Below are 26,016 nucleotides of genomic sequence, written 5' to 3'. Positions count from 1 at the left end.
CACCAAATAAAAAAGGGCTCTTTGGGTACAGCCCCAGCTTAAATTATCAATATCAAATCCATAACCTCATTCTAAAAATCAACTGAGCAATGAGTAGTTTTTCAGTCAATCTATCGACATGGTTATCAATTTATACGTTAAAGATAATGTCTTGCTAAATCGTTATAAATCGCAGACTTGTTATTTCACCACTACTTTTGAGGTGACTTAACAGGTTCGATTTTAGGGATCAAAATCCACACAGATGCAATGGCAATAACCGCTAAAGATGCGCCAATCACAAATGCAGGGGTGTAGTTGCCATCAGCAGTTAGATAAGGCACTAAAGCGGTTAAGCCTAATGCGCCTAATTTTGCTGCCATACCTGAAAATCCTGCTAGGGTTCCCACGGCTTTTTTACCGAACAAGTCACTTGGCAGTGTTTGCACATTACCAATGGCTGTTTGAAAACCAAATAGGATCACTGCCATGATCATCACTGCAGTTGTGGGGCCACCTGGACTTGCCATTGAAAGCAAAGCAGGCAACATAATTAAACAACCTAAAGTGATAGTCAGTTTGCGCGTTTTATTGATATTCCAACCGGCTTTGAGTCGGTTTTGTGCTAATAAACCACCAAACCAAGCGCCAAGCATTGCACCAACATAAGGGACCCAACCGTATATCCCAATGGATTTAACATCCATTGCATACACTTCATTCAGGTAAATAGGGATCCAGAATACAAATAGCCACCAAATAGGATCGATAGCTGCCGAAGCAATAATCACTCCCCAACTTTGCTTATGAGAAAGCAGTTGGACGGTTGATGGGTTGTACTCTTCAGCATCACTTCCATCGTCAGTGTCAGTGGCTTTTTGCCCAGTTAGGATGTATTGACGTTCTTCTTCAGTAATCCAAGGGTGAGATTTAGGCGGCGCTTTAACTAAGATAATCCAAGGGATTAACCAGAGTAAACCGACCAGACCGATGATCACAAAGACCATTTGCCAGCTAAAGTAGACGGTCATATAGGCAATGAGTGGAATAGAAATAATACCACCGATTGCAGCCCCTGAATTAAAAATGCCTTGGGCTAAAGCACGCTCTTTAGTTGGAAACCAATCAGCGTTACTTTTAGCTGCACCTGGCCAGTTACCGGCCTCAGCGACACCTAAGATTGCTCTAAAGATACTGAAACTCAGCATACCTTGTGCAAAGGCATGGGCCGCGGTTGCAATAGACCAAACACCAATAGATAAAACGAAACCAAGACGAGTGCCAATCCAGTCAAATATCTTGCCGAATATCGCCTGACCAAACGCATAAGATAAGATGAACACAATAGAGATATTGGCGTAAATCTGTTTACGCTCAAGCGCGGTTTCGTTAGGAAATATATCTTCAACAATATCAGGCCAAAGCACACTAAGGGCTGAGCGATCGATATAATTAATCACCGTCGCTAGCGCAATAAGGAGGATGATCCACCATCGAAGATTGTTTATCTTCATTTTAAGCCCTCGATGAAGTCTTCTCGTGCTGGGCTAAAGGTATCAATCAAAATACCGCCGGTTGGGCAAGTTGCGCCATGGTCAGCATGAGGTGGGATCATGCAGCTGTCACCCGGTCGAAGGATTTTAGTGACGCCATCAATGTTAAAGTGGAACTCACCTTCAACAACATAAGTCACTTGAGAATGTCTGTGGGCATGGTTGTAGCCAATAGCGCCTTTCTCAAACCAAATTTTTACAGCCATTAATTCTTCATTAAACCCAAGCATTTGACGCTTAAGACCGCCGCCGATATCTTCAATTTCTGTTTCATTTCCGAAAGAAAAATGTGCACTCTGTTTCATGGTTAACTCCTACTGCGTAATGGTTAATAACTGGTATCTTCCGCTAAAGCTGTATGGCTTGTTTGCGTAAGAAAAACGATTAGTTATTGGTTGGTTTGATTGTTGTTTTTGGTTGTTTTTTACATTCTCGTTCTCAAGGTTGCGTTGCAAACGAGTGGCAAGGTTCAAATCCTGACGGTGAGAAATAGCCAATACGAACTGCTGAGTTGTACTTGGTGTCGTTTGTAGACTAAACCCAATGACACTGATGTCGTCCTGACTATCATAGGTTAATGATTGCAACTTGCTGGTGGCATTTAATGTGTATTCTGCTGATGGGTTATATTCGCCATGGGGCTCTAATACACTGACAAATTGATGTTGCTTACTGTCTTGCACTCGTTGAATAAAGCTATGCTCAAGGCGAAGGTTTTGATTTGGGTCATTGGCACCAAGCTGAGTAAATAGTACTTCAGTATTGCCGGCATTGATGCTGCTATGAGTGTAAAAATGGCCGTTGTCATTTAACCAAGTTATTTGAGCAAGGTTTGATGCTGCCTCAAGTTTTGATTTTGCATTTGGCAGTTGAGACGTAGCGGTTAACCATAAATGCTGGTAACCCGAGTGTTCACCTAATGGATTGAGCTGACGAGTATAAGCGTGGCGCGTAAAGTTTGAATCAATAAACTGACCTTGATAATGCACGGGTAAGTCATATTGATGAGCATTATCACTGCTGACATCCATGATATCGATAACAAGAGGGTATGAGGCATTTGCTGTTTCAACTGTAACCATCGCCATGGTGCGGGTGAAACTGACATCTTCATAGGCGCTGTTAATGCTTGCAGATGCTAATGTGGCTTTTGCATCATGATGATAAAACAGGATGTCAGGGTGATGTTTGTTGCCCACTTTTGTATTGCCACCAAAGTGACTTGTTTGGTCAACGATGAGGGTGTTGTGGGCAATGGTTTGTTTCGCCCAAGTTTTATTTTCAGTTAAATAACCGCCACCAGATTTGGCTTCGATATTCAGAAAACGCGCCGCGCCATAGTCAGAGACAATTTCTTCACCATCATCATAAAACTGCCAATTAAGCTTATCGAAATGGCCATGACCTAAACCTTGGGCTGTGGCTTTAAACACTAATGCTTGGTCGGTAAGCTTTTGTTCGATTGGTGCTTGCTGGCGCATAACAATCAATGCCCCTTCATTTCCCGCTTTACCGTCACGGAATACCATAGATGAAAACGGGTATTGGCTGATGCTATTGGTTTTAGCCTCTGCATCAATCGCTTGGGCGAGTTTAAGTCCATCACCTGTGAGTAAAATACGATTCTGTTGTTTGGCAATATCAAGCAAATTGTTATCGCCGTTGAGCCCATAAGCAATACTGACGGCAATAACCAGTTCCATGGTATCGATGCCTTTACTTTTAATCGCATCATTTAACGGAAAGAATAAGCCGTTATAGCTTAGCTCGATGGTGCTATAAATTGCTTTTAATAAAATACCATCGCGATAGCTGAAGATTTTTTGCTGCGGTTGGTTTTGCTCAATGGCTTTAGCAAAAGTGACAAAAGGTAGCAGAGCAAAACGTTGGTAGTAAGGGCCTTCGTTATAATAACCATCTGGTGAGAACAGCTCATCGAGTTGACGCAAGAAACCACCTGTACCGGACTTATCTAATCCAAGTAGAGCTATTTCTACTAACTCAGGTTTATTGAGTACAAATCCTGTCATCCCAACAGCGGCTGTTGCCCAAGTGCCATGATTATGGATTTTATCGAAGGTCTTAGGTGACTCTATCGACAAGAAATTAGCCACAGGCAAAATGATGCCAGTTTCTATCATTTGTTGGTCTTGTTCATCTAAAGCATCAATAATAAAATCATAGGCTTGAATGGTGTACACCAGCCACATGGCTTCGTTTAGCCCTTGCCAGAACAACTTACCTTCATTGCTGTTTCTACGCTTTGGATGACGCGGTAATCTTGGATAAAGTTCGGCATATTGTAGCAACATGTCGCGAACAAAATGCGCGTATTGAATATCTTGAGTGAGCTGATACATCACGCCCGCATCGTACATCTGCAGGTAGTTTTTCTTATGACGTTCGTGTGAATAACCACCGCCGCCATCTACAGGAAACGGCACAACTAACGGTTGGTTTATCACTTTATCTACAGCTGTTTTTTTAGCAGTAAAAGTTTGCTGAAAAGCGCCTGCTTGTTTAAGTGCTGCGCGCATCTGAGTCACATCATGCTGATTAATCACTAAACTAGGATGGCTTAATGTGCTTGCCTGTGCAGCGAATAAACTGCCTTGGAGCAATAAAAAGCCAATTAACAAGTGTGCTGTTCTCATCACGTTAATCTTAGACATGTTGTTATTGATAAGCGCTTTCATGATGTTATTCATTATTAGAGCGCTTTTTTATCTGATTGTTGTACAAGGTTGTCGCTTAGCTTGGCAGTGGATTCACTGATTGAATAAAGCTCTGTCACTTTTACTGCCCCAGAATCTATAAATTGGTTATACGTCACCTGAGTCATTGGTTCACCTGTAGTGTGTTCGATATTAATGTAGGCACTATTGTTAAAGTGGTTTTTATTGATATCTGCAACTTGGGCACCATGAAGGTATAAACTGGCTTGGCTCTTATTTCGCTTACCATTTCCTACATTAGTAATGTCGTTGTTATTAAAGCTAATGTGCGGGCCGAAAGTGCTTTCGTCAGTGCCTCCACGATAAAGCTTAACCAGTGCACCGCCAATATCATTAAATTGATTGTTATTGATCGTGAGATATTCCACGTTATAAATACCGCGATCATCGGTTTCTTTGTTAAGTCTAAAAAGGTCGCCTGTGATAGTGCTAAATTGGTTATTAATAACCTCAATTTTGTTGGCAAAAGCGCGAGCGCCAGAGTCAAAAAAGTGGAAGGAATGGTTGATGTTTAACTGGCTAATTTTGCTGTTGTACATGCTAAAGCGATAGTTGGTTAGCATGCCCCATTTACTGGTTCTTACCACAGTATTACCAGATGAATCTGGGCTGCTTGTGCCTGTAATTATCAGACTATCAAGCTTTAAGCTGCCGCCATTTTGAATTTCAAATAGATTACCTCGACTAAAGGTCAATGTTGGTTTTTGAGTATCTTGGGCAATAATCGAAAGGGTTTTGTTGATTTCGATGATTTTCTCTATCTGATATTTGCCTGCTTTTAGCGCAATAATATCGCCATCTTTAGCATTACTTACGGCAGTCAACAGTTGTTCGGCTGTAGATACACTATGAGTTATTCCCGAATCGAAGGCGGTGTTAGGCTCAGCTTTGGTGTACCAACTCACGCCAGTGTTAGCTTTTAAGGTTGGGATGAGTGTTTGAGTCGCACCAAATTCAGCATTATGGCTGTTTGATGGGTAAAATAGGCCATTATCTGCACGCTGTAGTGATATTGCTGTTGGTTTAATACCTTGGTTTATTTGATTATTATTAAGCTCATTGGATAAGTTGTCAGAAAATTGAATCCCTGAGATGTCATCAAAAATGGAGAAGGGTGCTTGTTGGTTATTATTAACAAATAAATTGTGTGTAAATGCTGAGTCTTTTGGCACTGCAGAGCGCTCTTTATCACTGCCTGCAGCTAAATGAATATGGTCGACATTGATAAAGCTGTTGCGGCTTACCTTGGCATTAACCACTTGATGATAGCGATTGATTGGCGAATTTGGTACACCATTCATAATGGTAAAGCCACTGCCGAAACGATAGCCTTTTAGCCCTTCTAAATAGTTATTAGTAATTGTTTGATCTCGGTTAATAATCCGAATACCGCCCGTATGGTCAACGCCATTACCTAAAAACACATTACTGTCGACTTGGTTACCGTTACCGTGGCGCATAGTCAGAGTGCCGCGAGACTCAAAAAAGGTGTTATTGCGAATTATATTCTTGCCGGCTTTGATTGAGATAATTTCAACCTCGCCATCACAGCGATCAAAATAGTTGTCTTCGATTACCGTATATGAATTCGTCATTGAGAAATGACTGGTACCGATGCGAATGGTTTCTCCGCCATTTGAGCCTAAAGTTGGGCGAGGGCCAAAATAGTTATGATCTATTCTGTGGTGATTTTGTTGACTGTCTTCACCGCGAAGCCTAACTGTCAGCGTAACGCCTTTGTTGCGTTTACCGACGAGGTGGTTGTGATCAAAACGGTTATGTTGACCATATAGTGCAACCCAATAATCAGACTCATGACGGTCAGGATTATTAAAATTGTCGATAACCACTTCTGTTACACGGGAGTGGTTGGCTAATTCATCCTCACTGGTTCGATATGAGATAACCGAATTGTTTGGGGTGTAGCCGTCTTTAAAGACTAAGCCAGACACTTCTAAATAGGTGCCGGACATTTGTAGATTGGATTGACCCGATAAAATCACTTTGCCTTTGGTTTGAGCTGAAAGGCGAATAGGGGCTTCTTTGCTGCCTTGGCCGATGAAGTTGATCTCAAAGTCTTGCCAAGTGCCATTTGAAAGAATGATGTCATCGCCCGCGACCAGTTTTTTTACTGCTTGATTAAACTCATCTTGCGTACTTACGGTAAAGGTTTCGGCGTTGACTTGAACAGACAGCAGACATAAACCCATTAAGAGAGTTGATTTAACAGGAACCGATAACAGTGTGCTGTGAGCAACTGAGTGAAGCTTGATTCTGTTTTGAAAACGCATAAAGACTCTCTTATTATTTTTAGTGGCTGTAATTGTTATTGATGTCAGGCTAAACCTGCGATTTCATACTCATTAGTTCGTACATTGATTCAGTGCATTATTTCTCTTACTTCACTTTCTACTTCACTTTCTCTACTTCACTTTCTTTACTTTACTTTTTGCTTATATTGCTCGCTTCTAAACAAAATAACTCCTACCTCAATATTAAGGTAGGAGTTGCACGACTAAGTTTTACTTAAGGCTAAAACTTAACTTTTGCACCAAGGAAATATTTTGAACCAGAACGAGAGTAGTCCGATACAGTAGTATCGTTACCACGAGTCATAATTTGCCGTTCATTTAACAAATTCAGCGCTTTAAGTGATAGTGATAAGTAATCTGTCACTTTGAAGTTAGCTGAGAAATCTAAGTAGCTTCGCATCAGCGACAGCATAAGGGCTACCAGGCTCAGCTGTGACAAAACTTGAATCAGCATAGTTGTAAGCCACTTTGGCACCTAAGCCATCAAATGGGTAAGGTAGCTCAGAGAAATTTTTTTGCGCAGTGACTTCAATACCCTGAATGACAGATGAGTCATCAGAGGTTTGACGAGTGGTATGAGACACGTTTGGATAAATGCTATCAACACCATCGAGCGACACCGTAATATCACGGTTTTCTTCGACATTTTCATAGCCACCAGTAAAGTCTTTATAGTAATAAGCTAATGAGATCGCAGCATCTTCACTTGGATACCACTCTAACGATAAGTCATAGTTGTTAGAAAGATAAGGATCCATGTGGTTACCACTGACTTTGATCACTTCCATTTCTGAATCATCTTTTTAACGTCAACTGTTTGTTCTGCTACTTGGGCAGTTGGCGCTGTAACTTCAATGGCTTCATTTTCATCTTGTGCGAATACCGGTGATGCTAATAACGATAATAATGCTGAACTATAAATGGCACTTTTAGGCTGTATTCTGATCGTGTTTAATGCGCGACTTATTTTATTAAGTTTCACGTTAATCTCCCCAGATTAATTGTTTGTTTAAATAAAAGTGAACATAATCCTTTAAACATGATCTTTAAATACAACTTTGCGTTAGATAGAAACTTACTAATGGTCATGTTAGTTGTCAACCAATTTATGTTACCAACAAGATCTTAAATATATGCTACTGTTATTACCAATAACATTTTTTTAACCAAATCAGGGCTAATATGAAATTTGCTCTAGTACAACAAATTTTCAAAATAGGATTTGCGTTGACTAGGTAAACAGATATTATGTTAGTAATACAATAAAATTGGTTTTAACCATTGAAGGACCAAAGATGAAAAGTAGGCGTATGTTTTGGCGCATCGTAGAAGAGATCGAAGCGTCTATTGCTAGCGGCGAATATACTCCTGGAAGTCGTTTACCTCCAGAAAGGGAGTTGGCTGAAAAATTTGATGTCAGTCGACCAACAGTTCGTGAAGCAATTATTGCACTGGAAGTGCGTGAGAAAATTGAAGTTAAAACGGGCTCTGGTGTATATGTATTGCACTCTGCTAATCAAGCTGATCAAACCAATAAGATTAATGCATTTGAGCTGACGCAAGCTCGTGCTCTTATAGAGGGTGAGATTGCCGCCCTTGCTGCAAATACGATAACTAAAGAAGAACTTGTTGAGTTAAACAAAACATTGATAATGATGGAAAATAAGTCATATGTTGAAGAAGCGGATGAGATGTTTCATCAGATCATCGCTAACTCGACTCGCAATGGTGCTTTGATTAAATCATTTCAAAACTTGTGGGCATTACGAGCTTCAAGCCAAAAGATTATTACTGATTACGACAGTGTATGTAGCAAGGATAATAAGAAAACCCTTGATGAGCATACTTCTATATATGAAGCTTTGTTAGCCAATGATGCTTCTGAAGCAAGACTGGCAATGCATAGACACTTTAACCGACTCATTAATGTTTTATTTGATACTGTCGAAGCGCGATCTCTTGAAGAAGTCCGTCGTAAAAACAGTGAAAAACGCGACTTATACTCTATTGATAATTTGGTTAACCGATTAAGTTAACGTGGTTCTGTTATTTAAGATAATAATCGATTCGTTAACAAGTAACTGATTATATTTCATCAAAGCCTTTCTATATGAAAGGCTTTTTTATATCTACGAATTGACTAAAACCTGCATAACTTATTAAAATTAAAGCATTTACTTTGAAGGAGGAAAACGCTAGAAATGAGAGTTGTTTTACTTTGAACTAATCGAGGGGGAAGGTTTAGAGCGAACTTTGACGATTTAAACATTCAAGATGACAAAGCGAGTAGCGCTACTGATTAAAAATTGAATGTCACCTCGTATAAGCTGTTGATTATTTTCACCGTACTAGCGTTCAACTCTGTTCATTCCTTTTATGGTCATCATGATTTTCAAATTGTTTAAAACAGTTTTAGGCAATTAATTTTATCTTTGAGCTGAAACAAAATTCATACAATTACACTTCTTTTTTTGAATTTTGGCAAAATTTGGTTAGCCTAAATTCACGTTTTTATCTTATAAATCGATTGGGATTATATTGTTTGTTGCTAGGATGTTAAGTTATGTTTGTGCAATTCTTACTGTTAAACATCATGTTATGGCTATATAAAGGAGCGGGTCGAAACTCTTTGTCGACCAATGGATTCTTATGTTATTACCAATATCCCGATGTGGCAGTGAGATTTTAGTTGTGTATGCCAAGGAGCAATCTATCTCAAGCTCCTCATTAATCATCCGTTTCAGGCTACTAGTTTCAGGCTACTAGTTTTAGGCTATTAGTTTTAGGCTACTAGTTTTATGTTATTAGTTTTAGGCTACTAGTAATAGCATCGACTTCAATATTGAGCATGTGCGGGTTGAGTTAAGCTTATGATTTTGAGCTCAACACTTAGGTATCACTATTTACATACCGTCTGTACTTAATACAAAGCAGCACTTAACGCCTTGCACTTAGGGATATAGGTCATAGTGTTAAGCTGAGTTGTAGGGCTTGGAATTAACACGTGGTTTGCTAGTGAGTCGCGCTTGGTTTGTAAAAGCGTTTACATGCTAAAAAATAGAATAAGGTGTTTAAAGGAGATAAACCATGAGCTACTTTATTTAACTCACAGTTTTTGTCCAGAAAACGCGTTTAAATCAGGTAAATAGATTTTGCTATTTTCGTGCTTGCAAAATAACAAACTTACCGTTTGATGCGACCGTCTTACAGTTTTTGAATATGCGCTGTAGCTTGATGTGATAAGACAAGTGGCGATTACCAACAACTTGTAATAACCCGCCAGGCGCCAGTCTTCTTCTAGCATCGAGGAACATTTGCCAAGCGATATGATCGGTAATGGCTTCGCCTTGGTGAAATGGCGGGTTACATAAGACTAAGTCAGCACTGATTTCACTGTCTAAATGGGTTAAACAGTCATCCCAATGAAAGTGACCTAATTCACTCGGTAAATTGTTTAGCTGCCAATTATGTTTGCTTGATGCAACGGCCATTTCAGAATCGTCGACAAAGTGAATATTCGCATCTTGATATAATTGCGCTGCGCGCAACCCTAAAACGCCATTCCCGCAACCTAAATCAATCACTGTTTTAAATTCATCTTTTGGCATGTTGTCGAGCATGATGCGGGCACCAATATCGAGCTTATTGGCCGCAAACACATTACTGAGGTTACTGATGGTGAGATTCAGTTCATCGACCGTCCAAGTGATTTCAGCCACGCTTGGACGTTTTTTTCCATCAGCTATACAACTAATTACTCGAGTTTTCTTCCAGGTTAAACTGGCAGAGGCAGAGCCCAGATGTTGCTCAATTAACGCCAATAATGATTTGTTGATGCTTTTGGCTTTCGCGCCAATCAGTACTTGTGTTCCTTTAGGGAGAACTTGCGATAATCGCTGTAGCTGGTGGGCAAAGTAAGTCAGGTTTTTAGGCAACTTAATTAATACAAGTTGCGTGTCTGCAGGTAATAAGTCGCGGCTATTAAAACGAGTAATATTGCTATCTGCTAACTGATTGTCTGTCAGGTTTTGTTTCGCACCCAATAAACTGGTTTTAGCATCGGTTTCAACAAATAAAGGCCATGAAGCTTCTAATTGGGTTAGGGCACATTGAATTGCGCCAAAGTTGTCATTAAGAATGGCGGTATTTTGAGCGATAATCTCGTTATCGACTAAGTGTTTAATTAGGTGTTCATCGGCAGCATCCCAAGCTTGAAGGTTTGACTCTTGCTGTTTAGGATAGCGAAAAAGTGATAACTCAATCCCTGAACAAGAGAATTGGTTTGCCGTCATGATGATTACCTTAATTAAAAACTCGAAGTCAGCAATTATCGCAGTTAAATGCAGTGATTGAAATCTTAGACACGGTTCAAATAAAGAAAAAGCCAGTATCTGAGAGATACTGGCTTGGAAAGGTACTTTTTACTCACTTTTAAACAAAGCAGTTAATTAAAAAGTTACTTTAATACTTTTTGGCGGATTTGCTCAATTTGTTGCAGTTTACCCTGAAGCATATAAGTATTTTGGTTAATGTTACCTGGGTTCAATACCTGACTTTCCTGACGAGGATAGTCTTTTAATGTTGCCATGAACTCTTGTACTTGGTTACCAACAGGAACGAATAACCACATGTTGTCAGCCATCCAGCGTAAGTACATACCAGATTCGTGAGGCGCTTTTTCAAAAGGGTCAGCTCTTAAATGAACCACTTGAGGCCAGTTTGACTGGAAGCGAACCGCATCAACAATATTACCTTCTAGTGTGGCAAACGATACTTTGAAGTCACCTGTACGAACAGCATTTAGCTCAGCGTTAGCTGAAAAATATAACATACCGTCACGAGGGCCTTTATCAACTTTACCTTCGAAGTAAGGTTTAAAGTTGTAACCATCTAAATGTACACGCCAGTTTGTGCCATTGTAACGAGCACCTTTATCTGACTTAAGCTTTTCAATGACTTTGTCATCACCCGCAACAGCTGCGAATGTTGGTAGCCAATCTTTATGTGACATGATGTCGTTAATTTTAGTGCCAGGTTTAATAACACCAGGCCAGCGAACTAACTGAGGTACTCGCATACCACCTTCAAAGGTTGTCCCTTTTTCACCGTGGAAGTATGTCGCACCACCGTCAGGCCATGAAACCGTTTCAGCACCATTATCGGTTGTGTAAAGTACGATAGTGTTATCAGCAACCCCTAATGAATCTAGCTTATCAAGTAAGATACCAACATGATCATCATGTTCTATCATGCCGTCAGCGTAGATAGAGATACCTGAAATACCTTGATATTTTTCTTGTAAACGAGTCCATACATGCATACGGGTTGTGTTATGCCAAATAAAGAATGGTTTTTCAGCTTTTACCGCTTTTTCCATGAAGGCTAGCGATTCTTCTAAAAACTCTTCATCAGCATGCTCCATACGCTTACGCGTCATCGGGCCGGTATCTTCTATTTTTCCGTCAGCACTTGAGCGGATAACACCACGAGGACCATACTTTTTACGGAACTCAGGATCCTTTGGATAGTAATAAGTCTCTGGTTCTTCTTCAGCATTTAAGTGATATAGGTTACCGAAAAACTCATCAAAACCATGGGCAGTTGGCAGATGTTTATCTTGATCGCCCATGTGGTTTTTACCAAATTGCGCGGTCATATAACCTTGCTCTTTTAACACATCAGCAATCGTAGGAGTCCAATCAGGAATACCAGCATCAGAACCAGGCATACCAATAGTTAATAGGCCTGTTCTAAATGGCTCTTGTCCTGTTAAAAACGCAGAACGTCCAGCGGTACAAGACTGTTGAGCATAGTGATCAGTAAATAATGCACCTTCATTCGCAATTCGATCAATGTTTGGGGTTTGATATCCCATCATGCCATTGTTATAAGCACTGATATTGAATATACCAATATCATCGCCCCAAATAGCGAGAATATTGGGTTTGTCAGCAGCGTTTGCAACTGAAGATGCAGCTAGCAACCCTGTGCAAAGAGCGATCTTACTCGTATTAAAGAAACTTGCCATATAGACTCCGTGATGCTTTGTTTAGCTTAACGTTTTTAATCGTAAATAATTTAAATCAATTAGTTAGTTTGATTTTTTAACTGTTTAATTATATTAAGTGGATAAAATTTAGCACTGAATACAGAATATAACCTTTTGTTATACGTCTATTTACTTAAAAACGTTTATGATTATTGATTAAAAAGTATGGACTAAATGATAGTGAGGAGTGACGAATGAGCCATAGTTTACAAAGTATTACGGCATTAATAAGCCAAGTTGAAAAGTCTGTCATTGGACAATCCCATGTCATTAGAGCTTTAGTCATAGGTTTATTAACTAAAGGCCATGTCCTATTAGAGGGTCTTCCTGGTACAGCGAAAACACGCTCGGTAAAATCTCTTGCTGATGCAATGAATGCCTCATTTGGTCGAGTACAATTTACCCCTGATTTATTACCTTCCGACATAACTGGCACGGTGCAATATCAAGACAACAACGGTAGCCCATTGCTAACCTTTCAACAAGGACCACTGTTTCATAATTTAGTATTAGCTGATGAAATCAATCGTGCTCCAGCAAAAGTGCAAGCTGCATTATTAGAAGCGATGGCTGAAGGCACGGTAACTGTGGGTGATACCACGCATCAACTTGATGAACTTTTCATGGTGTTAGCAACGCAAAATCCAGTTGAGCAAGAAGGAACCTACCCATTACCTGAAGCGCAAATGGATCGCTTTATGATGAAAATTAATGTGGATTATCCAGATGATGAAGCTGAGTTAAATATTATTCGCTTGGTGCGTGCAGAAGAAAATGCGCCTGTAATGAATGAAGGATCAGCAGTGTCGAAAATAGACCCATTGGTTTTTCTAACGGCTCGCCAGCAGTTATCCACTCTCAGCGTTTCTGACATTGTAGAACGATATATTGTTGCCTTAGTGATGGCTACTCGACACCCAGAACGTTATCCTGACTCGCCTTTATCCGCTTGGATTAAAACGGGTTCTAGCCCTAGAGCTTCAATTGCACTGGATAAATGTGCACGTGCAGAGGCATGGTTATCTGGCCGAGATCATGTTCTTCCTGATGATGTCAGAAGTATTGCTCATTCAGTGTTATCTCACCGTATAACCCTTAGTTATGATGCATTAGCAGATAATATTGATGGGCAAGCAGTGGTTAATGAGTTATTGGATATTGTGGCTGTTGGGTAATTAATGATGAATGGCAATATACCGCGTCATGCAAAGCAATCGACATTAGATCCACGATTGCATGTCGAATATCGACATTTGGTCAAGCTGCAGGCATTGAGCCATTCATTTAGATTATTACCTCATTGGCAGGCAAAGAGTTTAATGGCGGGTCGTCATAGCTCCCAGTTTCGAGGCCGTGGATTAAACTTTGAAGAACTAAAGCATTACCAGATAGGCGATGATATTCGTTGTTTAGATTGGAAAGTGACCCTAAGAACTGGTCAACCTCATGTGCGTTTATATACCGAAGAAAAAGATCGTAATGTGGTGATTTTGGTCGATCAAGGTGCCAATATGTTTTTTGCTTCTACCCATACCATGAAGTCAGTGGTGGCAGCTGAAGTGGCAGCATTAATTTCATGGCGGGTATTAAGAGAAGGCGACCGCATTGGTATGCTACTTAAAACACCGAAGGCATGCCTATGGTCAGAGCCGATGCGTGGCCAAAACCATGTATTGCAGCTATTAAAAACACTCAGTCAAAGTAACCAATCTCTTAATGTGAACTCGACTGATTCGGTGAATTTTTCTGAGTCACTAACCAAGCTAGCCCAGCGAGATCTTCGCCAATCCACAGTGATTATTTTAAGTGACTTTTTGTCATTAAATCTTAGCGATATCAATAAACTTAAACAAATTCAACGTAGCAATGACTTACTGGCAGTAAGGATTTCAGATCCGATGGAACAAGCGATTCCTGATGATGCTCAGTGGGTGATGGGTGATGGTAATTATCAACTTAGTTTGCATCAAACTCAGCAAATATCAAAGGTTAATGAAAGCTTTACCACGACCGCGACAGAAAATGCTAAGGCACTTAATTACTTGATGGCACGTCACAATTTACCGTTAGTTGAGTTGAGTACAGACGGTAATCATTTAAGTCAGCTTAAACGCGCTATTGGAGCTTAAAATGCAGCATAACCCGCCGTCGACTTATATTTTACGGGAGCTTGTTGATGTCTACCCAGTTGATGCTGTGTCATGGTGGCCAGGGTTTGAGCAACTTCCTACAGGTTGGTGGTGTCTGCTTGTCATAACAAGTGTATTGATTGTCACAGCAGTGATTATTGGTTTGAATTATCGCTGGCAAAATCGCTATCGCGCTGAAGCGATATTGGCGATTAAACAAATCATGTTAGGTCATCAGGTTATTCAACCTGAGCCTAAAACTCAGGCTATGCTGAATCAGCAATTATTTTTTGTAGTAAAACAAGTTCTCATTTATGTAGAGCCGCAGACTGCAAAACTTGCTGATAACTCGGTATTAAATGCAATGGATAAATTAATCAGTCATCAATCTAAAAATGATGCATTTAGTTGGCAAAGTGACGTAGGCCAGCGCTGGATTAACAGCTTATACAACCCCAATATTTGTTTGAGTGAAAGTGAAATGACGACATTAGTCCAACAGTTAATACTGTGGATTAACGGCCACAGAAATCAATTTTCGATTAAGTCATGGCCTTTATCGGTTGTACGTTCATTTGTGAGGGGTCAGTAACATGTCCTCCATAGACCTAACTTACCCATGGTTATTACTATTATTGCCGTTGCCTTTTCTCGTTATGCGCTTCTCGAAAGCCTATAAAACTAAGCAAACCGCAATTAAAGTGCCATTTTTTCAAGTGCTGATTGATACCTTAAATGAAAAACCCAGTGAGGGAGCGAGTATGCTCTCACCGCGTTTGTGGCAACGAGTTATCCTAGTGTTGAGTTGGTGCTGTTTAGTGCTAGCAATGACTAAACCGACTCAATTAAGTGAGCCACAATTACGCGAACAATTAGGTCGAGATGTGATGATCGCATTAGATTTATCTGGTTCGATGAACGAAACCGATTTTGTGGATGATTCAGGTAAGCGTATTAGTCGTATTGATGCTGCAAAACAAGTTTTGCAGGACTTTTCAGCAACGAGGCAAGGCGATCGTTTAGGGCTGATTTTATTTGCCGATGCGGCCTTTTTACAAACCCCATTTACTGCTGATATTGCTGTGTGGCAGAGTTTATTAGCACAATCAGATACTGGGATGGCAGGGCAAAGTACTCATCTTGGTGATGCGATTGGTTTATCAATCAAAGTGTTCGAACAAGCTGAGCAAGATACTGTTTCTGCTCAAGGAACAGACCGAGGCATAAATGAAACTTCGGTTGAGAAAGTCGTTATTTTGCTAACTGATGGTAATGATACCGGAAGCTTTGTTGCTCCTATAGATGCCGCTAAAGTGGCTGCAGTTAAAGGCATTAGGGTACATGTTATTGCGATGGGCGATCCTTTGACTGTAGGTGAGCAAGCGTTAGATATGGAAACTATTGTTCGGATAACCAGCGAAACGGGCGGTAGCACTTTTACTGCGTTAGATAAACAACAACTTGATGAGGCATACCAGGCAGTTTCGTTACTCGAACCTCAACTATTTAATAGTACTAATTACCAAATAACCTATACATTGCATCATTATCTAGTCATTTTTGTCGTCATGCTTTACTTGCTCGCCTTTAGTGTCAGTTTATTGCTTCAAAGTGGCGGGCATCAATCTAAATTAGCTGGCTCAAAGGTCGTTAATACTAAAGCGACTCAAGAAACTAAAGCTACTCAGGAAACTAAAGCTACTCAACAAACTAGTGTAGAAAAAATCAAAGGAGAGCAAGATGTTTGATAGCTCCTTTTTGAGTTTATTATGGGCCAACTTTCATTTTATCCGTCCATGGGCGTTGTGCTTATTGTTGCCGCTTGCACTGATTGTGTATATCCGCTGGCATCGAAATGAAGCTGCGCAATCTCAACAAGTTTTACCTGAACATTTGCGAAAAGCGTTAACTGTTGGTGAACAAGGCTGGCGAAAACTATTGCCACTAAAGTTACTCACAGTGTTGATGATGATGGGCATAATTGTCAGTGCAGGACCCACCTGGAACCGTTATGAGTCGCCATTTAATGAAGATAAAGCCGCTTTGGTGGTTTTAGTTGATTTAAGCCAATCCATGTTAGAAAAAGATGTTGCGCCAAATAGGCTTATTCGAGCGCAACATAAAATTCTTGATTTAATTGAATTAAGAAGCGGCGGTAAAACAGGATTAATTGCTTATGCTGGCTCGGCACATGTTGTCGCACCGCTAACCGAAGATAAGCAAGTCTTTACGCCTTTTGTCAGTGCATTAGCACCTGAAATTATGCCTGTAGAAGGTAAGCAAGCCCAAGAAGCCTTAACCTTAGTTGATACATTATTGGCAGATGAAGTGGGTGCTAGTGTTATTTTATTTACTGACGGTATGGTGCCCAACGCCATTGATGCTTACGAGGCTTATTTTGAACATTCCGCTCACCAGTTATTAATATTAGGTGTGGGAAATTCTAATCGCGAAGCCACTATTCCCCTAGATGTTCGCTCTTTAGAAACCTTAGCCAGTAAAGCTAATGCTAGTTTGCAGTTAGTGACAGTCGATAACCAAGATGTGCAGTGGTTAATTAGAAAAATAGATCGGCATATGCAGATATCAACTGACAGCATTATGCCCTGGAAAGATATGGGTTATTACTTGCTCTTTCCGATGGCATTACTGTTATTGCTTTGGTTCAGAAAGGGCTGGTTAGTGCATTGGGGGCTAGTATTAATCGTATGCGGTAGCAGCGTTGTTGCTCCTTCGCCAGCGTACGCAGCAACATCGTCATTACCTCAAGATGAGTCTGCGAGTGTTAAGGCGCAGGCATCAACTCCAGACACTGATAGTGATCTCCAAGCTAGTGAAAGTTCTGAACTGGCTAGTCAAGAGCTGAAGACTGATGTTTGGCAGAATATACATCAAGCTTGGCTGGACTTTTGGTTTACGCCTGATCAACAAGGCGATCGGGCTTTTCATCAACAAGAATACTTTCAGGCTGCTCAGTATTATCAAGATCCTTTACGCAAAGGTATTGCCTACTATTATGCGGCTCAGTACAAAGCGGCGCAGATTAGTTTTATGCAACAACCGTCGCATCTAAGTTTATTTTATGCTGGCAGCGCATTGGCAAGACAGCGTGAATACATAGCGGCTAGAAATTTATTGCGCGATCTCATCAATGAAATGGATAAGTCTCCACTTGAGTCTGAAGTTCAATTGCGTGCCGATGTGGCGCATAACCTTGCCGCTGTTCAAGCTATCATTGATGAAATTAACCGTTTCAGTGAGAGTCAGCAAGGTACGACCGATGGACTGGAAGAGTCTACTGAACTTGGTAAAGATGAGCCACTGACCTCTGACGGTTTTGAAGAGATAGCCCCCGAAGAAGTGCTAGGTAAAGATACGCTAAATGCTCGTGAGATATTAGGCAGTGAAGAGTTAGCGAACAAATGGTTATCACGAGTTGAAGCCGATCCTAAACGTTTTTTACAAGCCAAATTTTATTTACAGCGACAGTTACAATTGCAGCAAAAGCAAGATGAGGCGCAATAATATGAACATGTCATTGAATAAACTTAATCCGCTGCTGTGTTTGATATGTTTGATTTCATTAGTTTCGTTCTCTGCTTCAGCAGTGACTGTGAGTGATTTACAGCATCAAAAAATGTTAACTATCGAGACCTGGTTATCTAGTGAGGCTGATTCGAATCGAGCGGACCGAAATCAAGCCAGTCAGCAGCCTGATAGTGCTAAAGGGGAGGCTTTGCTAACAACGGTTGTGGGCGAACAGATAACCTTAAATATCAAACTTGGCACCAATAGGTGGTTTACTCGTGGTACGCAAATAGACAATATCGAACTGCCTAATGTGATGAGTAAGCAGCGTGAACAGTTTTCAGTGAATTCTACCCAAAGAATTAATGGCGAAACCTGGTCATTTCAATTGTGGCAAATTTCTTTGTATCCACAAGCTTCTGGACGTTATCAAGTTCCTGAATTAGGACTATCAGTAGAGGTGATGACCCCGAGCGATGGCAAAGTCAGTGGCATGCTTGTTAGCCAAGCACAATTGTTTGAATCGATTATACCTGATGCGAGTTTACCCGATGATAATTGGTTCAGTTCGCCAGACGTTAATATTGAGCAACAATGGCAGCAATCAAACTCACCTGTATATGTTGGTGATAGCTTTACGCGAACAGTAACAATTAAGGCCGCTGATACTTTATCTGTTTTAATCGGCGATATTATTCCCCAAACGGCTAATGAACAATTTCAAACCTATAGCGATCCTGTTCAATTATTTGATTCTGAACAACGCGGGGATTATTTATCGACTCGAATTGAGCAGCAAGTTTACATTGTTCAACAAGGCGGAGAGCTGAAATTTGATGATGTGGTTATTCGTTGGTGGGATACCGTTAACAAAGAGATGAAACAACAAGTACTCGAAGGAAAAGTTGTTATTGTTAAGCATACTTTAACTTCTTGGCTTAAATATTATCGCAATACACTCATTGTAATGACTTGTTTAGTGATTGGTTTGATAAGTTTATTTTTGGCTATGGCTAGATATTATCAAAGTCACCAGAAGCCAATAGGCTGGTTATATCTGCAGGCGGTGAAAGCTAAAACCTGGCCCAAGGTGCGCAGACTACTTTACTACAAGGTGCGTCAGTCAAACCAACAGCTCACGTTGTTTGATGGGGTTAAGCAACAAAATCAAAATCTTGCTGTTAATATTCAGCAACTTGATCCATCAAAAGCAAACTCAAAACCATTAACTAAGCGTTCAGCTTATACCTTATGGTTTGCTGTTAAAACGGATGAGGAAAAACCGCAAAGTCGTTTAATTCGACGATTTCTAACTAAGGTTTTTCCTAAAGCATTGCCGCAGCTAACAAAATATTCAAATCAAGATCCTGAATCAAAGTAATCCTTGTTATGCTTAAACGGGTAAATAGTTTATGATTATTGGGTTTATGGCTAGGTGAAAAATGCGTAAAAATGAAAAATACCGATCTAAACCTTATTCCCATTTTTGTGGCTATTTATGAGGAGTGCAGTTTATCTAAATCTGCCAATCGATTAAATATCACTCAACCTGCGGTAAGTAAAGCATTAAAACGGTTACGGGATATTTATAATGATCCGTTATTTTTACGCGATAATAGTGCCATGGTACCGACACCTCGTGCGATAGATATTTACCCTGCGTTGGCTGCAGCACTGACAAATTACACGAGTACTATCGCAATTGATGGCGGTTTCGATTCGGCCTCTGCAGAGCGTGTGTATTCATTTGCAGTTATATCGGGCCTCGGCCATACGTTCTTGCCATTGGTATTTAGCCATCTTCGCAAAGAAGCGCCACATCTTCATTTTGAAGTTCACCCCATATTTTCAAAAGATACTGAATTAGATTTGCGCTTGCAGCGCTATGATTTTGTCATCGATGCAGATCATTTTTCGCCATCTTTTATTAAGTCTCATCACTTATTTGATGAAGAATTAGTGGCTGTGATGAATGCTGAGCATCCACGGATCCATGATGAGATGACGTTAGAGCAGTTTTTAGCTGAAGAACATATTACAGTCTCAGGTTGGCAAGCGCGGAGTAGTATTATGCGATCTGCTCATATCTCTGAACTGGATTCTCGTAATGTGGTGTATCGAACTAGCACAGTGACTGAATGTTTACCTTTGGTTTCACAAACCGATTTATTGGCTATTTGCGCTAAGAGTATCGTCAAACAGCAAGGCCTGTTATATAAGGTTAAATCATTCGCTTTACCCCTCGACAAAAATACACTGAGTATCAAATTGTACTGGCATCCTTCTAGAGATACCGATGCTGGGCATGTGTGGCTAAGAAACTATTTAGTAAATGAAGCATCCCAGTTTGGTAAATCACAGTTTGGTCTAGAGAAAAACGCTGATTAAGTGTCAGATATTATGTGGCTGTGAATGACATAATATAAAAGCTAAAGCCTGCTATTTGCAGGCTTTTTCTTATGCGTTCTTTATTGTTCGTCTTTACTGTATGTGTTACTGCGCCTGTTTAGCGCGTAGGTCATTAATAACTTGTGGTGGGGCGATGTCAGCTAACGCACTGATGCATTCTTCTGTGTTTTTGTGGTTATTACGAATATAAATATCGCACATTGCATACAGGTTTTCAGGTGAGCCTGAAATTAAATATGCTTGCTCAAATGATTCAATAGATAATTCGATATCCAGTGGCTCTTGAAGCACACCATTTAAATACCAGTAATAGGCATTTTCAGGCGCTAATTCAGTGGCTTTACTCATCGAGATTGCGGCAATGTTTTTCTGATTTAAACGAACTAGCGTCAGCGCTTTAGAGTAATGCAGGTTAGCATTACTGCTATCAAACTCAATGCCTTTATCCAATGTACTCAGTGCGAGTTCATCTTGTCCCTGTGCATAGTAATTAGTGGATAGATTTAAATATAACTCTGTAGTCTTATCTACTGATGTTAATAAACCGAGATATATGTTTTGCGCCAAATTAGGACGTAATGTCCAACGATAAACATCAGCTAATAACAGTTGCTGGGTATAAGACTCATCAAGTTTAAGTTGTGCAATCAGCTTATCAGCTTGGCTTCTAAGCTCTGCTTGTTGTCCCATTTGTAATTGTTCAAAATCTTTTATCAAGCTAACTGTTGCGCTAAAACGTACAGACTCAACGTCATCTTGCAGTAACGGTGCGACCATACGGTAACGGTGTTCTAAAGGGTAGGGCATTGCACCTGCAATTGCTGCTTCACGGACTATAGGTTGGCTGTCCTTTAAAGCTCTAGCGACTGCAACCAGACTGTTTTCATTTGGGTATTGGGCAATAAATCGCAGTGCTTGAGCGCGTTTTTCTGCAGGCTCATTAATATTTTGGGCAATATAAGCCATTGCTTGAGGAGTTACTGTTTCACTTGAATCACTGGTTGTCGTTTCAGTTTGTGCAGCATTGGCTGGCAAGCTGATACTGATTGCAGGGAGCGACATTGAAAGCGCTACTAAGGTGAACAATGTCAATGGACGAAATGTCATAGTTAAAACCTATCAATTCATGTAGTGAAGGCATACAAATACCCTCTATTAAAAATAATATGTAAAGGTAAATGTTATCGGTTTTTTGTGGCTTGTTGGATTAACTTATCGCTATATTTACCGTGTGCGACAGGGTGGCCTGTATTGCGTAAAATGTACGCTAAAGGTTTATCGATATAGGCGAAAAACTTTTTCCAGCCTGCACATAAGTAATTCAGGCCAGGCTCACCATCACGGCTGCTGATAAAGCGGTTTTTAGGGCATTCGCCATAACATGCAAACTGATACTCACACTGGCTGCACTGGGAGTTTATCCCGCGTGATTTTGCTAAACCAAAACTTTGCTGTTTTTCTGAAAATGCCATATCAGCTAAAGGCGTGTCTTTTATATTGCCAATTTTATATTCAGGGTAGACATAGTGATCACAGGCAAAAACATCACCATTAGGCTCGAGCGCTAAGCCTTTGCCACAGACTTGACCTAAAGTGCATAACGGATTTTTATTGCCCATCCAGGCTTCAACACTGGCTTCGAAATATTGCACCATGATTTTACCAAAATCATGCATCACCCATTCATTAAATACAGCAATGAGGAAGTTACCCCATGCTTCATCTGAAACACACCACGGCTCCATTACAGAACTTTTGTTTCCCGGAATAAGACGTTTATCACCTTGACGATATTGCGGAGCTTTAGTGTCGGTTTGAGGTGCATCGGTTCTAAAGGTTTTTTGCTCAACAATTGGGATAAATTGCATTTGCGGAGACTTCACCACATCGCGTAAAAAGCGGTACACCTCAACAGGGCTTTGGCTGGTCACTTTGTTGACACAGGTTAATGTTGCGAACCTGACTTCATATTTATGCAGCAGTTCTACCGCAAGCATGACTTGTCTAAATGTGCCACGACCAGCACGGTTGGTGCGGTAAGTGTTATGCATCAACTCTGGACCATCAATGCTCAGTCCAATCAGGAAGTTATTTACTTTAAAAAACTGACACCATTCGTCGTTAAGCAATGTGCCGTTGGTTTGCAAGTCGTTAGAGATGACAACCCCTTTCGGACAATGCTTTTGTTGGTATTCAACGACTTTTTTAAAGTAATCGAGCCCCAGCATCGTCGGCTCACCGCCTTGCCAAGAGAAGATGATTTCTGGTGTGTTCTGCTGAAGAATATATTGCTGAATATATTCTTCTAGTAAGGCCTCATCCATTTCAGGGGAGCAGCCTTTTTTATATTCTAGCAAGTCTTGTTTACTGAGGTAGTAACAATAGTCACAATCAATGTTGCACACAGCGCCAATGGGTTTTGCCATGACGTGCATACGTTTTGAGGCTTTACCATTAAATTGTGGACCTTGAGTTATCTTCATATCACTACCTCTTAATGGCTGAGCGTGTCTGTTTCGTACAGAATTACTTTGTATCGTATGTAAGCTGACAGGTTTGTATCAATTGAGGTAAATTGTAAGCTATTCACTTTGACGATATAAGCTCAATTCGGCTATATCCAATATAACCATTAGTTTGGTTAACAAATCGATATAGCGTTTTATAATTGCTACTTAAAACAGCGGATTAATAATGGGAAATATATGAAACAAGCTGGTGAAAATCTTGGTCACATTAACCATAGTGTTAAACCGTCAATACTGCAGAGCACTCGCACGATAGTGTCGGGAGTGATTGGCGCTACATGTCTTGTTTTTTTAAGCGCTTGCAGCACCACTAACATTTCATCTCACCCTGTTTCTGTGTCGATTATGGCTGACATGGTGTTAGTTGATGGCGGCTCCTTCGTCATGGGTTCCAATTTGGAAACCGCTAAAAAGTCAGAACAGCCGGCTCATGAAGTCAGTGTAGATAGTTTTTATATTTCAAAATTTGAAGTGACTCAGGAACTGTTTGAGTCAGTCATGGGTGGTTCAAATAGCTTTTTTGTTAACCCTAAAGTGCCAGTTAATAATTTAAGTTGGCAGCAAGCGGTATATTTCATTGAGCGTTTAAATGAATTAACTGGCGATAATTATCGTTTACCTACGGAAGCTGAGTGGGAATTTGCTGCCATTGGTGGCAATAAGTCTAAAGGCTTTACTTACAGTGGCTCGAACAATATCGATGATGTTGGCTGGTATGCCCACAATGCTGATAATCGTGCACAAGCTGTAGGGCTCAAAAAACCAAATGAACTTGGCCTTTACGACATGACAGGTAATGTTGGCGAGTTTGTTATTGATAAATTTGATGAAGGTTTTTATCGAGTATCGCCTAAGCATAACCCTAATAACGCTCAGCACTCAGATATCAATTTAGCCCATAAAACTACCCGTGGTGGCAGCTTTGCTTATGATGCCAACGAGTCTGAAAACTTTCGACGAGACTTTGCAAGTCAGTCCATCTTAATGTCTGATTTAGGGCTAAGGTTAGCAAAAGATGCTAACTAGTTTTAAATGAATATGGAACGTTCTATTTTTAAATCACGGAGTCCTAATGAATAAACTTAGTTTGTCTTTATATGCTTTGGCGTGCATGACGAGTTTAAGCCCACTGGCGGCAATTTCAGCAGAAACACCACCTAAATTAATTCTACAAATTACCGTAGATGGTCTACGAGGTGATTTACTGGATCGCTACAAGCATAACTTTGGTGATAATGGGTTTAAGTATCTGCTTGATGAAGGCACTCATTATACTAATGCCCATTATCAACACAGTAACACTGAAACGATTGTAGGCCACGTATCGCTTGCGACAGGCGCGACACCCAGTGTGCATGGCATGGTGGGTAATGTTTGGTATGACCGAAGCCAAGAACGCCTCGTTTATAATGTTGAAGATGAAAATTATCATATGTTGTCAGCGAATGCTGGCGTTGATAAATCAACTGAAATAGACCCAACTCAGAAGACGGCTTTAATGGATGGTCGTTCTCCAATTCCAATGCTGAGTACTACGTTTTCTGACGAGCTGATGGTGGCGACCAATGGTCAATCAAAAGTGTACTCCGTATCCGTAAAAGATCGTGGCGCGATTTCACTTGCAGGGCATATGGGAAAAGCTTTTTGGTTTTCTAAGAGTCAAGGTGAGTTTGCCACCAGTAACTATTATTACCCGCAATATCCTCAGTGGGTTAATGATTGGAATGACAGTAAGCTTTTCAAGCGTTACTCAGATAAAAGTTGGCAGTTAAGTTTAGCGAAAAAAGAATATACCTTAGTCGATTCATCCGCGACTCATAAAATTGACTTAGCAGGATTTAATAACCAATTTCCTCACCCTTACGGCGCAGGTGATAGTAAGTATTTCACGACAAAATTAACTTTAAGCCCTGCAGGGGATGAGCTGACTGCAGATTTTGCTAAAACCTTATTATCTAAAGAAGCATTAGGACAAAATAAGCATACTGACTTTTTAGCGGTGAGTTTCTCGTCTAATGATTATGTCGTGCATATGTTTGGCTCCAATAGTCTGGAAACCGAAGATAATTTACTGCGTTTGGATAAAACCCTTGCTGATCTATTCAGTCATGTTGATAAGCAAGTCGGTCTAGAAAATACTGTGATAGTGTTATCGGCGGATCATGGTGTACCTGAAACTGCGCCACATGTGCATGATATCGGGTATCACGATGCGGGATACTTTGAAGTTGATAGCTTATTAAACCAAGGGGTTAAAAAACGCTTAAAACAAGAGTTTGGTTTAAATGGTGATGTAATAACTTTGTTTTCAGAACCTTATATTTATTTAGACCGTGAATTAATTGCCGAAAAGAATCTGTCTCTTGCACAAGTGCAAACCGCGATAGCCCAAGAAGTGATGAAAGTAAAAGGGGTTGAAATGGCCATTACGTCGACTGATATTGAGTTGAATAATGTTCCGCCAACCCGAGTCGGGCAGCTGGTAATGAACAACCATCATCGACAGCGTTCTGGCGACGTTTATATCGTGTTTGCTCCACGTAAGTATATTAATGATTTAGAAGGTTTGGTTATCGCATCTAAACACGGTTCACCTTGGCGATACGATACCCATGTACCAATTATTTTTGCTGGGTATAATATTAAAGGTCAACGCATTGATCGTGAGGTGACGCCATATGACATTGCGCCAACCTTATCGAATAAATTACGGATCACTCAACCAAGCGGTGCAACAGGGCAAGTGCTTGAAGAAGTAAGCCGATAAACACTCAATACAGAAATAGTAATTTTA

General features: G+C 40.4%; 20 protein-coding genes. 10 read left to right on the top strand and 10 right to left on the bottom strand.

Annotation, left to right across the window (positions count from 1 at the left end):
- Positions 1-191 precede the first annotated feature (191 nt).
- From Q4600_RS02065 to Q4600_RS02040, 6 genes are all read right to left on the bottom strand, one after another.
- A complete protein-coding gene (locus tag Q4600_RS02065; RefSeq protein ID WP_102529888.1) occupies positions 192-1,493 on the bottom strand; it encodes an MFS transporter in 1,302 nt (433 codons plus the stop codon).
- Entirely contained in the window at positions 1,490-1,837 is a 348-nt protein-coding gene (locus Q4600_RS02060) for a cupin domain-containing protein (RefSeq protein WP_102529887.1), read from the bottom strand. The genes Q4600_RS02065 and Q4600_RS02060 overlap by 4 nt, the downstream gene beginning before the upstream one ends.
- A gap of 9 nt (positions 1,838-1,846) precedes the next feature.
- Positions 1,847-4,240 (bottom strand): alginate lyase family protein, encoded by a 2,394-nt coding sequence (locus Q4600_RS02055; RefSeq protein ID WP_303512242.1) that lies wholly within the window; start codon positions 4,238-4,240, stop codon positions 1,847-1,849.
- Positions 4,241-4,242: 2 nt separating this feature from the next.
- The gene (locus Q4600_RS02050; protein ID WP_303512244.1) at positions 4,243-6,558 is read right to left on the bottom strand and encodes a polysaccharide lyase 6 family protein; all 2,316 of its coding nucleotides are present in this window, start codon (positions 6,556-6,558) and stop codon (positions 4,243-4,245) included.
- Between the two features lie 392 nt (positions 6,559-6,950).
- Positions 6,951-7,367, bottom strand: a complete 417-nt coding sequence (locus Q4600_RS02045; protein WP_303512246.1) for a hypothetical protein — start codon at positions 7,365-7,367, stop codon at positions 6,951-6,953.
- Complete coding sequence (locus tag Q4600_RS02040) at positions 7,358-7,561, bottom strand: hypothetical protein (RefSeq protein WP_102529885.1); 204 nt, start codon at positions 7,559-7,561, stop codon at positions 7,358-7,360. Before Q4600_RS02040 ends, Q4600_RS02045 begins: the two co-directional genes overlap by 10 nt.
- A 313-nt stretch (positions 7,562-7,874) precedes the next feature.
- Between Q4600_RS02040 and Q4600_RS02035 the strand changes: the two genes are divergently transcribed.
- Positions 7,875-8,615, top strand: coding sequence for a FadR/GntR family transcriptional regulator (locus Q4600_RS02035; protein WP_102529884.1), 741 nt, complete (start codon positions 7,875-7,877; stop codon positions 8,613-8,615).
- Between the two features lie 1,119 nt (positions 8,616-9,734).
- Here Q4600_RS02035 and Q4600_RS02030 read toward each other — a convergent pair.
- Complete coding sequence (locus tag Q4600_RS02030; RefSeq protein ID WP_303512252.1) at positions 9,735-10,871, bottom strand: methyltransferase; 1,137 nt, start codon at positions 10,869-10,871, stop codon at positions 9,735-9,737.
- A 164-nt stretch (positions 10,872-11,035) separates the two neighbouring features.
- Positions 11,036-12,607, bottom strand: a complete 1,572-nt coding sequence (locus Q4600_RS02025; RefSeq protein ID WP_102529882.1) for an arylsulfatase — start codon at positions 12,605-12,607, stop codon at positions 11,036-11,038.
- Between the two features lie 215 nt (positions 12,608-12,822).
- On the opposite strand from Q4600_RS02025, the gene Q4600_RS02020 reads away from it, so the two are divergent.
- The 7 genes from Q4600_RS02020 to Q4600_RS01990 all read left to right on the top strand — a co-directional run bounded on the left by Q4600_RS02020 (position 12,823) and on the right by Q4600_RS01990 (position 20,673).
- Complete coding sequence (locus tag Q4600_RS02020) at positions 12,823-13,803, top strand: MoxR family ATPase (RefSeq protein ID WP_303512255.1); 981 nt, start codon at positions 12,823-12,825, stop codon at positions 13,801-13,803.
- 3 nt (positions 13,804-13,806) lie between these two features.
- On the top strand, positions 13,807-14,757 hold the full coding sequence (locus Q4600_RS02015; RefSeq protein WP_303524342.1) for a DUF58 domain-containing protein: 951 nt from the start codon (positions 13,807-13,809) through the stop codon (positions 14,755-14,757).
- 1 nt (position 14,758) lies between these two features.
- Complete coding sequence (locus tag Q4600_RS02010; RefSeq protein WP_303512259.1) at positions 14,759-15,349, top strand: DUF4381 domain-containing protein; 591 nt, start codon at positions 14,759-14,761, stop codon at positions 15,347-15,349.
- Position 15,350: 1 nt separating this feature from the next.
- Positions 15,351-16,505 carry a VWA domain-containing protein gene (locus Q4600_RS02005; RefSeq protein ID WP_303512262.1) on the top strand — a complete coding sequence of 385 codons (1,155 nt, stop codon included), beginning with the start codon at positions 15,351-15,353 and terminating at the stop codon, positions 16,503-16,505.
- Positions 16,498-18,282, top strand: coding sequence for a VWA domain-containing protein (locus Q4600_RS02000; RefSeq protein WP_303512263.1), 1,785 nt, complete (start codon positions 16,498-16,500; stop codon positions 18,280-18,282). The genes Q4600_RS02005 and Q4600_RS02000 overlap by 8 nt, the downstream gene beginning before the upstream one ends.
- Before the next feature lies 1 nt (position 18,283).
- Complete coding sequence (locus Q4600_RS01995) at positions 18,284-19,666, top strand: hypothetical protein (protein WP_303512265.1); 1,383 nt, start codon at positions 18,284-18,286, stop codon at positions 19,664-19,666.
- 71 nt (positions 19,667-19,737) lie between these two features.
- Complete coding sequence (locus Q4600_RS01990; RefSeq protein ID WP_303512267.1) at positions 19,738-20,673, top strand: LysR substrate-binding domain-containing protein; 936 nt, start codon at positions 19,738-19,740, stop codon at positions 20,671-20,673.
- A 105-nt stretch (positions 20,674-20,778) separates the two neighbouring features.
- Here the strand turns inward: Q4600_RS01990 and Q4600_RS01985 are convergent, their stop codons facing one another.
- Together Q4600_RS01985 and Q4600_RS01980 are read right to left on the bottom strand one after the other, a co-directional pair.
- Positions 20,779-21,801, bottom strand: a complete 1,023-nt coding sequence (locus tag Q4600_RS01985; protein WP_303512269.1) for a hypothetical protein — start codon at positions 21,799-21,801, stop codon at positions 20,779-20,781.
- A 74-nt stretch (positions 21,802-21,875) separates the two neighbouring features.
- Entirely contained in the window at positions 21,876-23,177 is a 1,302-nt protein-coding gene (locus Q4600_RS01980; protein ID WP_303512271.1) for an anaerobic sulfatase maturase, read from the bottom strand.
- A 222-nt stretch (positions 23,178-23,399) separates the two neighbouring features.
- On the opposite strand from Q4600_RS01980, the gene Q4600_RS01975 reads away from it, so the two are divergent.
- Together Q4600_RS01975 and Q4600_RS01970 are read left to right on the top strand one after the other, a co-directional pair.
- Positions 23,400-24,248 carry an SUMF1/EgtB/PvdO family nonheme iron enzyme gene (locus Q4600_RS01975; protein ID WP_303512273.1) on the top strand — a complete coding sequence of 283 codons (849 nt, stop codon included), beginning with the start codon at positions 23,400-23,402 and terminating at the stop codon, positions 24,246-24,248.
- A gap of 46 nt (positions 24,249-24,294) precedes the next feature.
- On the top strand, positions 24,295-25,989 hold the full coding sequence (locus Q4600_RS01970) for an alkaline phosphatase family protein (RefSeq protein WP_303512276.1): 1,695 nt from the start codon (positions 24,295-24,297) through the stop codon (positions 25,987-25,989).
- Positions 25,990-26,016: the final 27 nt, after the last annotated feature.

Source organism: Shewanella sp. 2_MG-2023, assembly GCF_030548905.1.
In the GTDB taxonomy this organism is placed as follows: Bacteria; Pseudomonadota; Gammaproteobacteria; order Enterobacterales; family Shewanellaceae; genus Shewanella; species Shewanella electrodiphila.
This window is presented reverse-complemented; position numbering and strand designations above follow the sequence as displayed.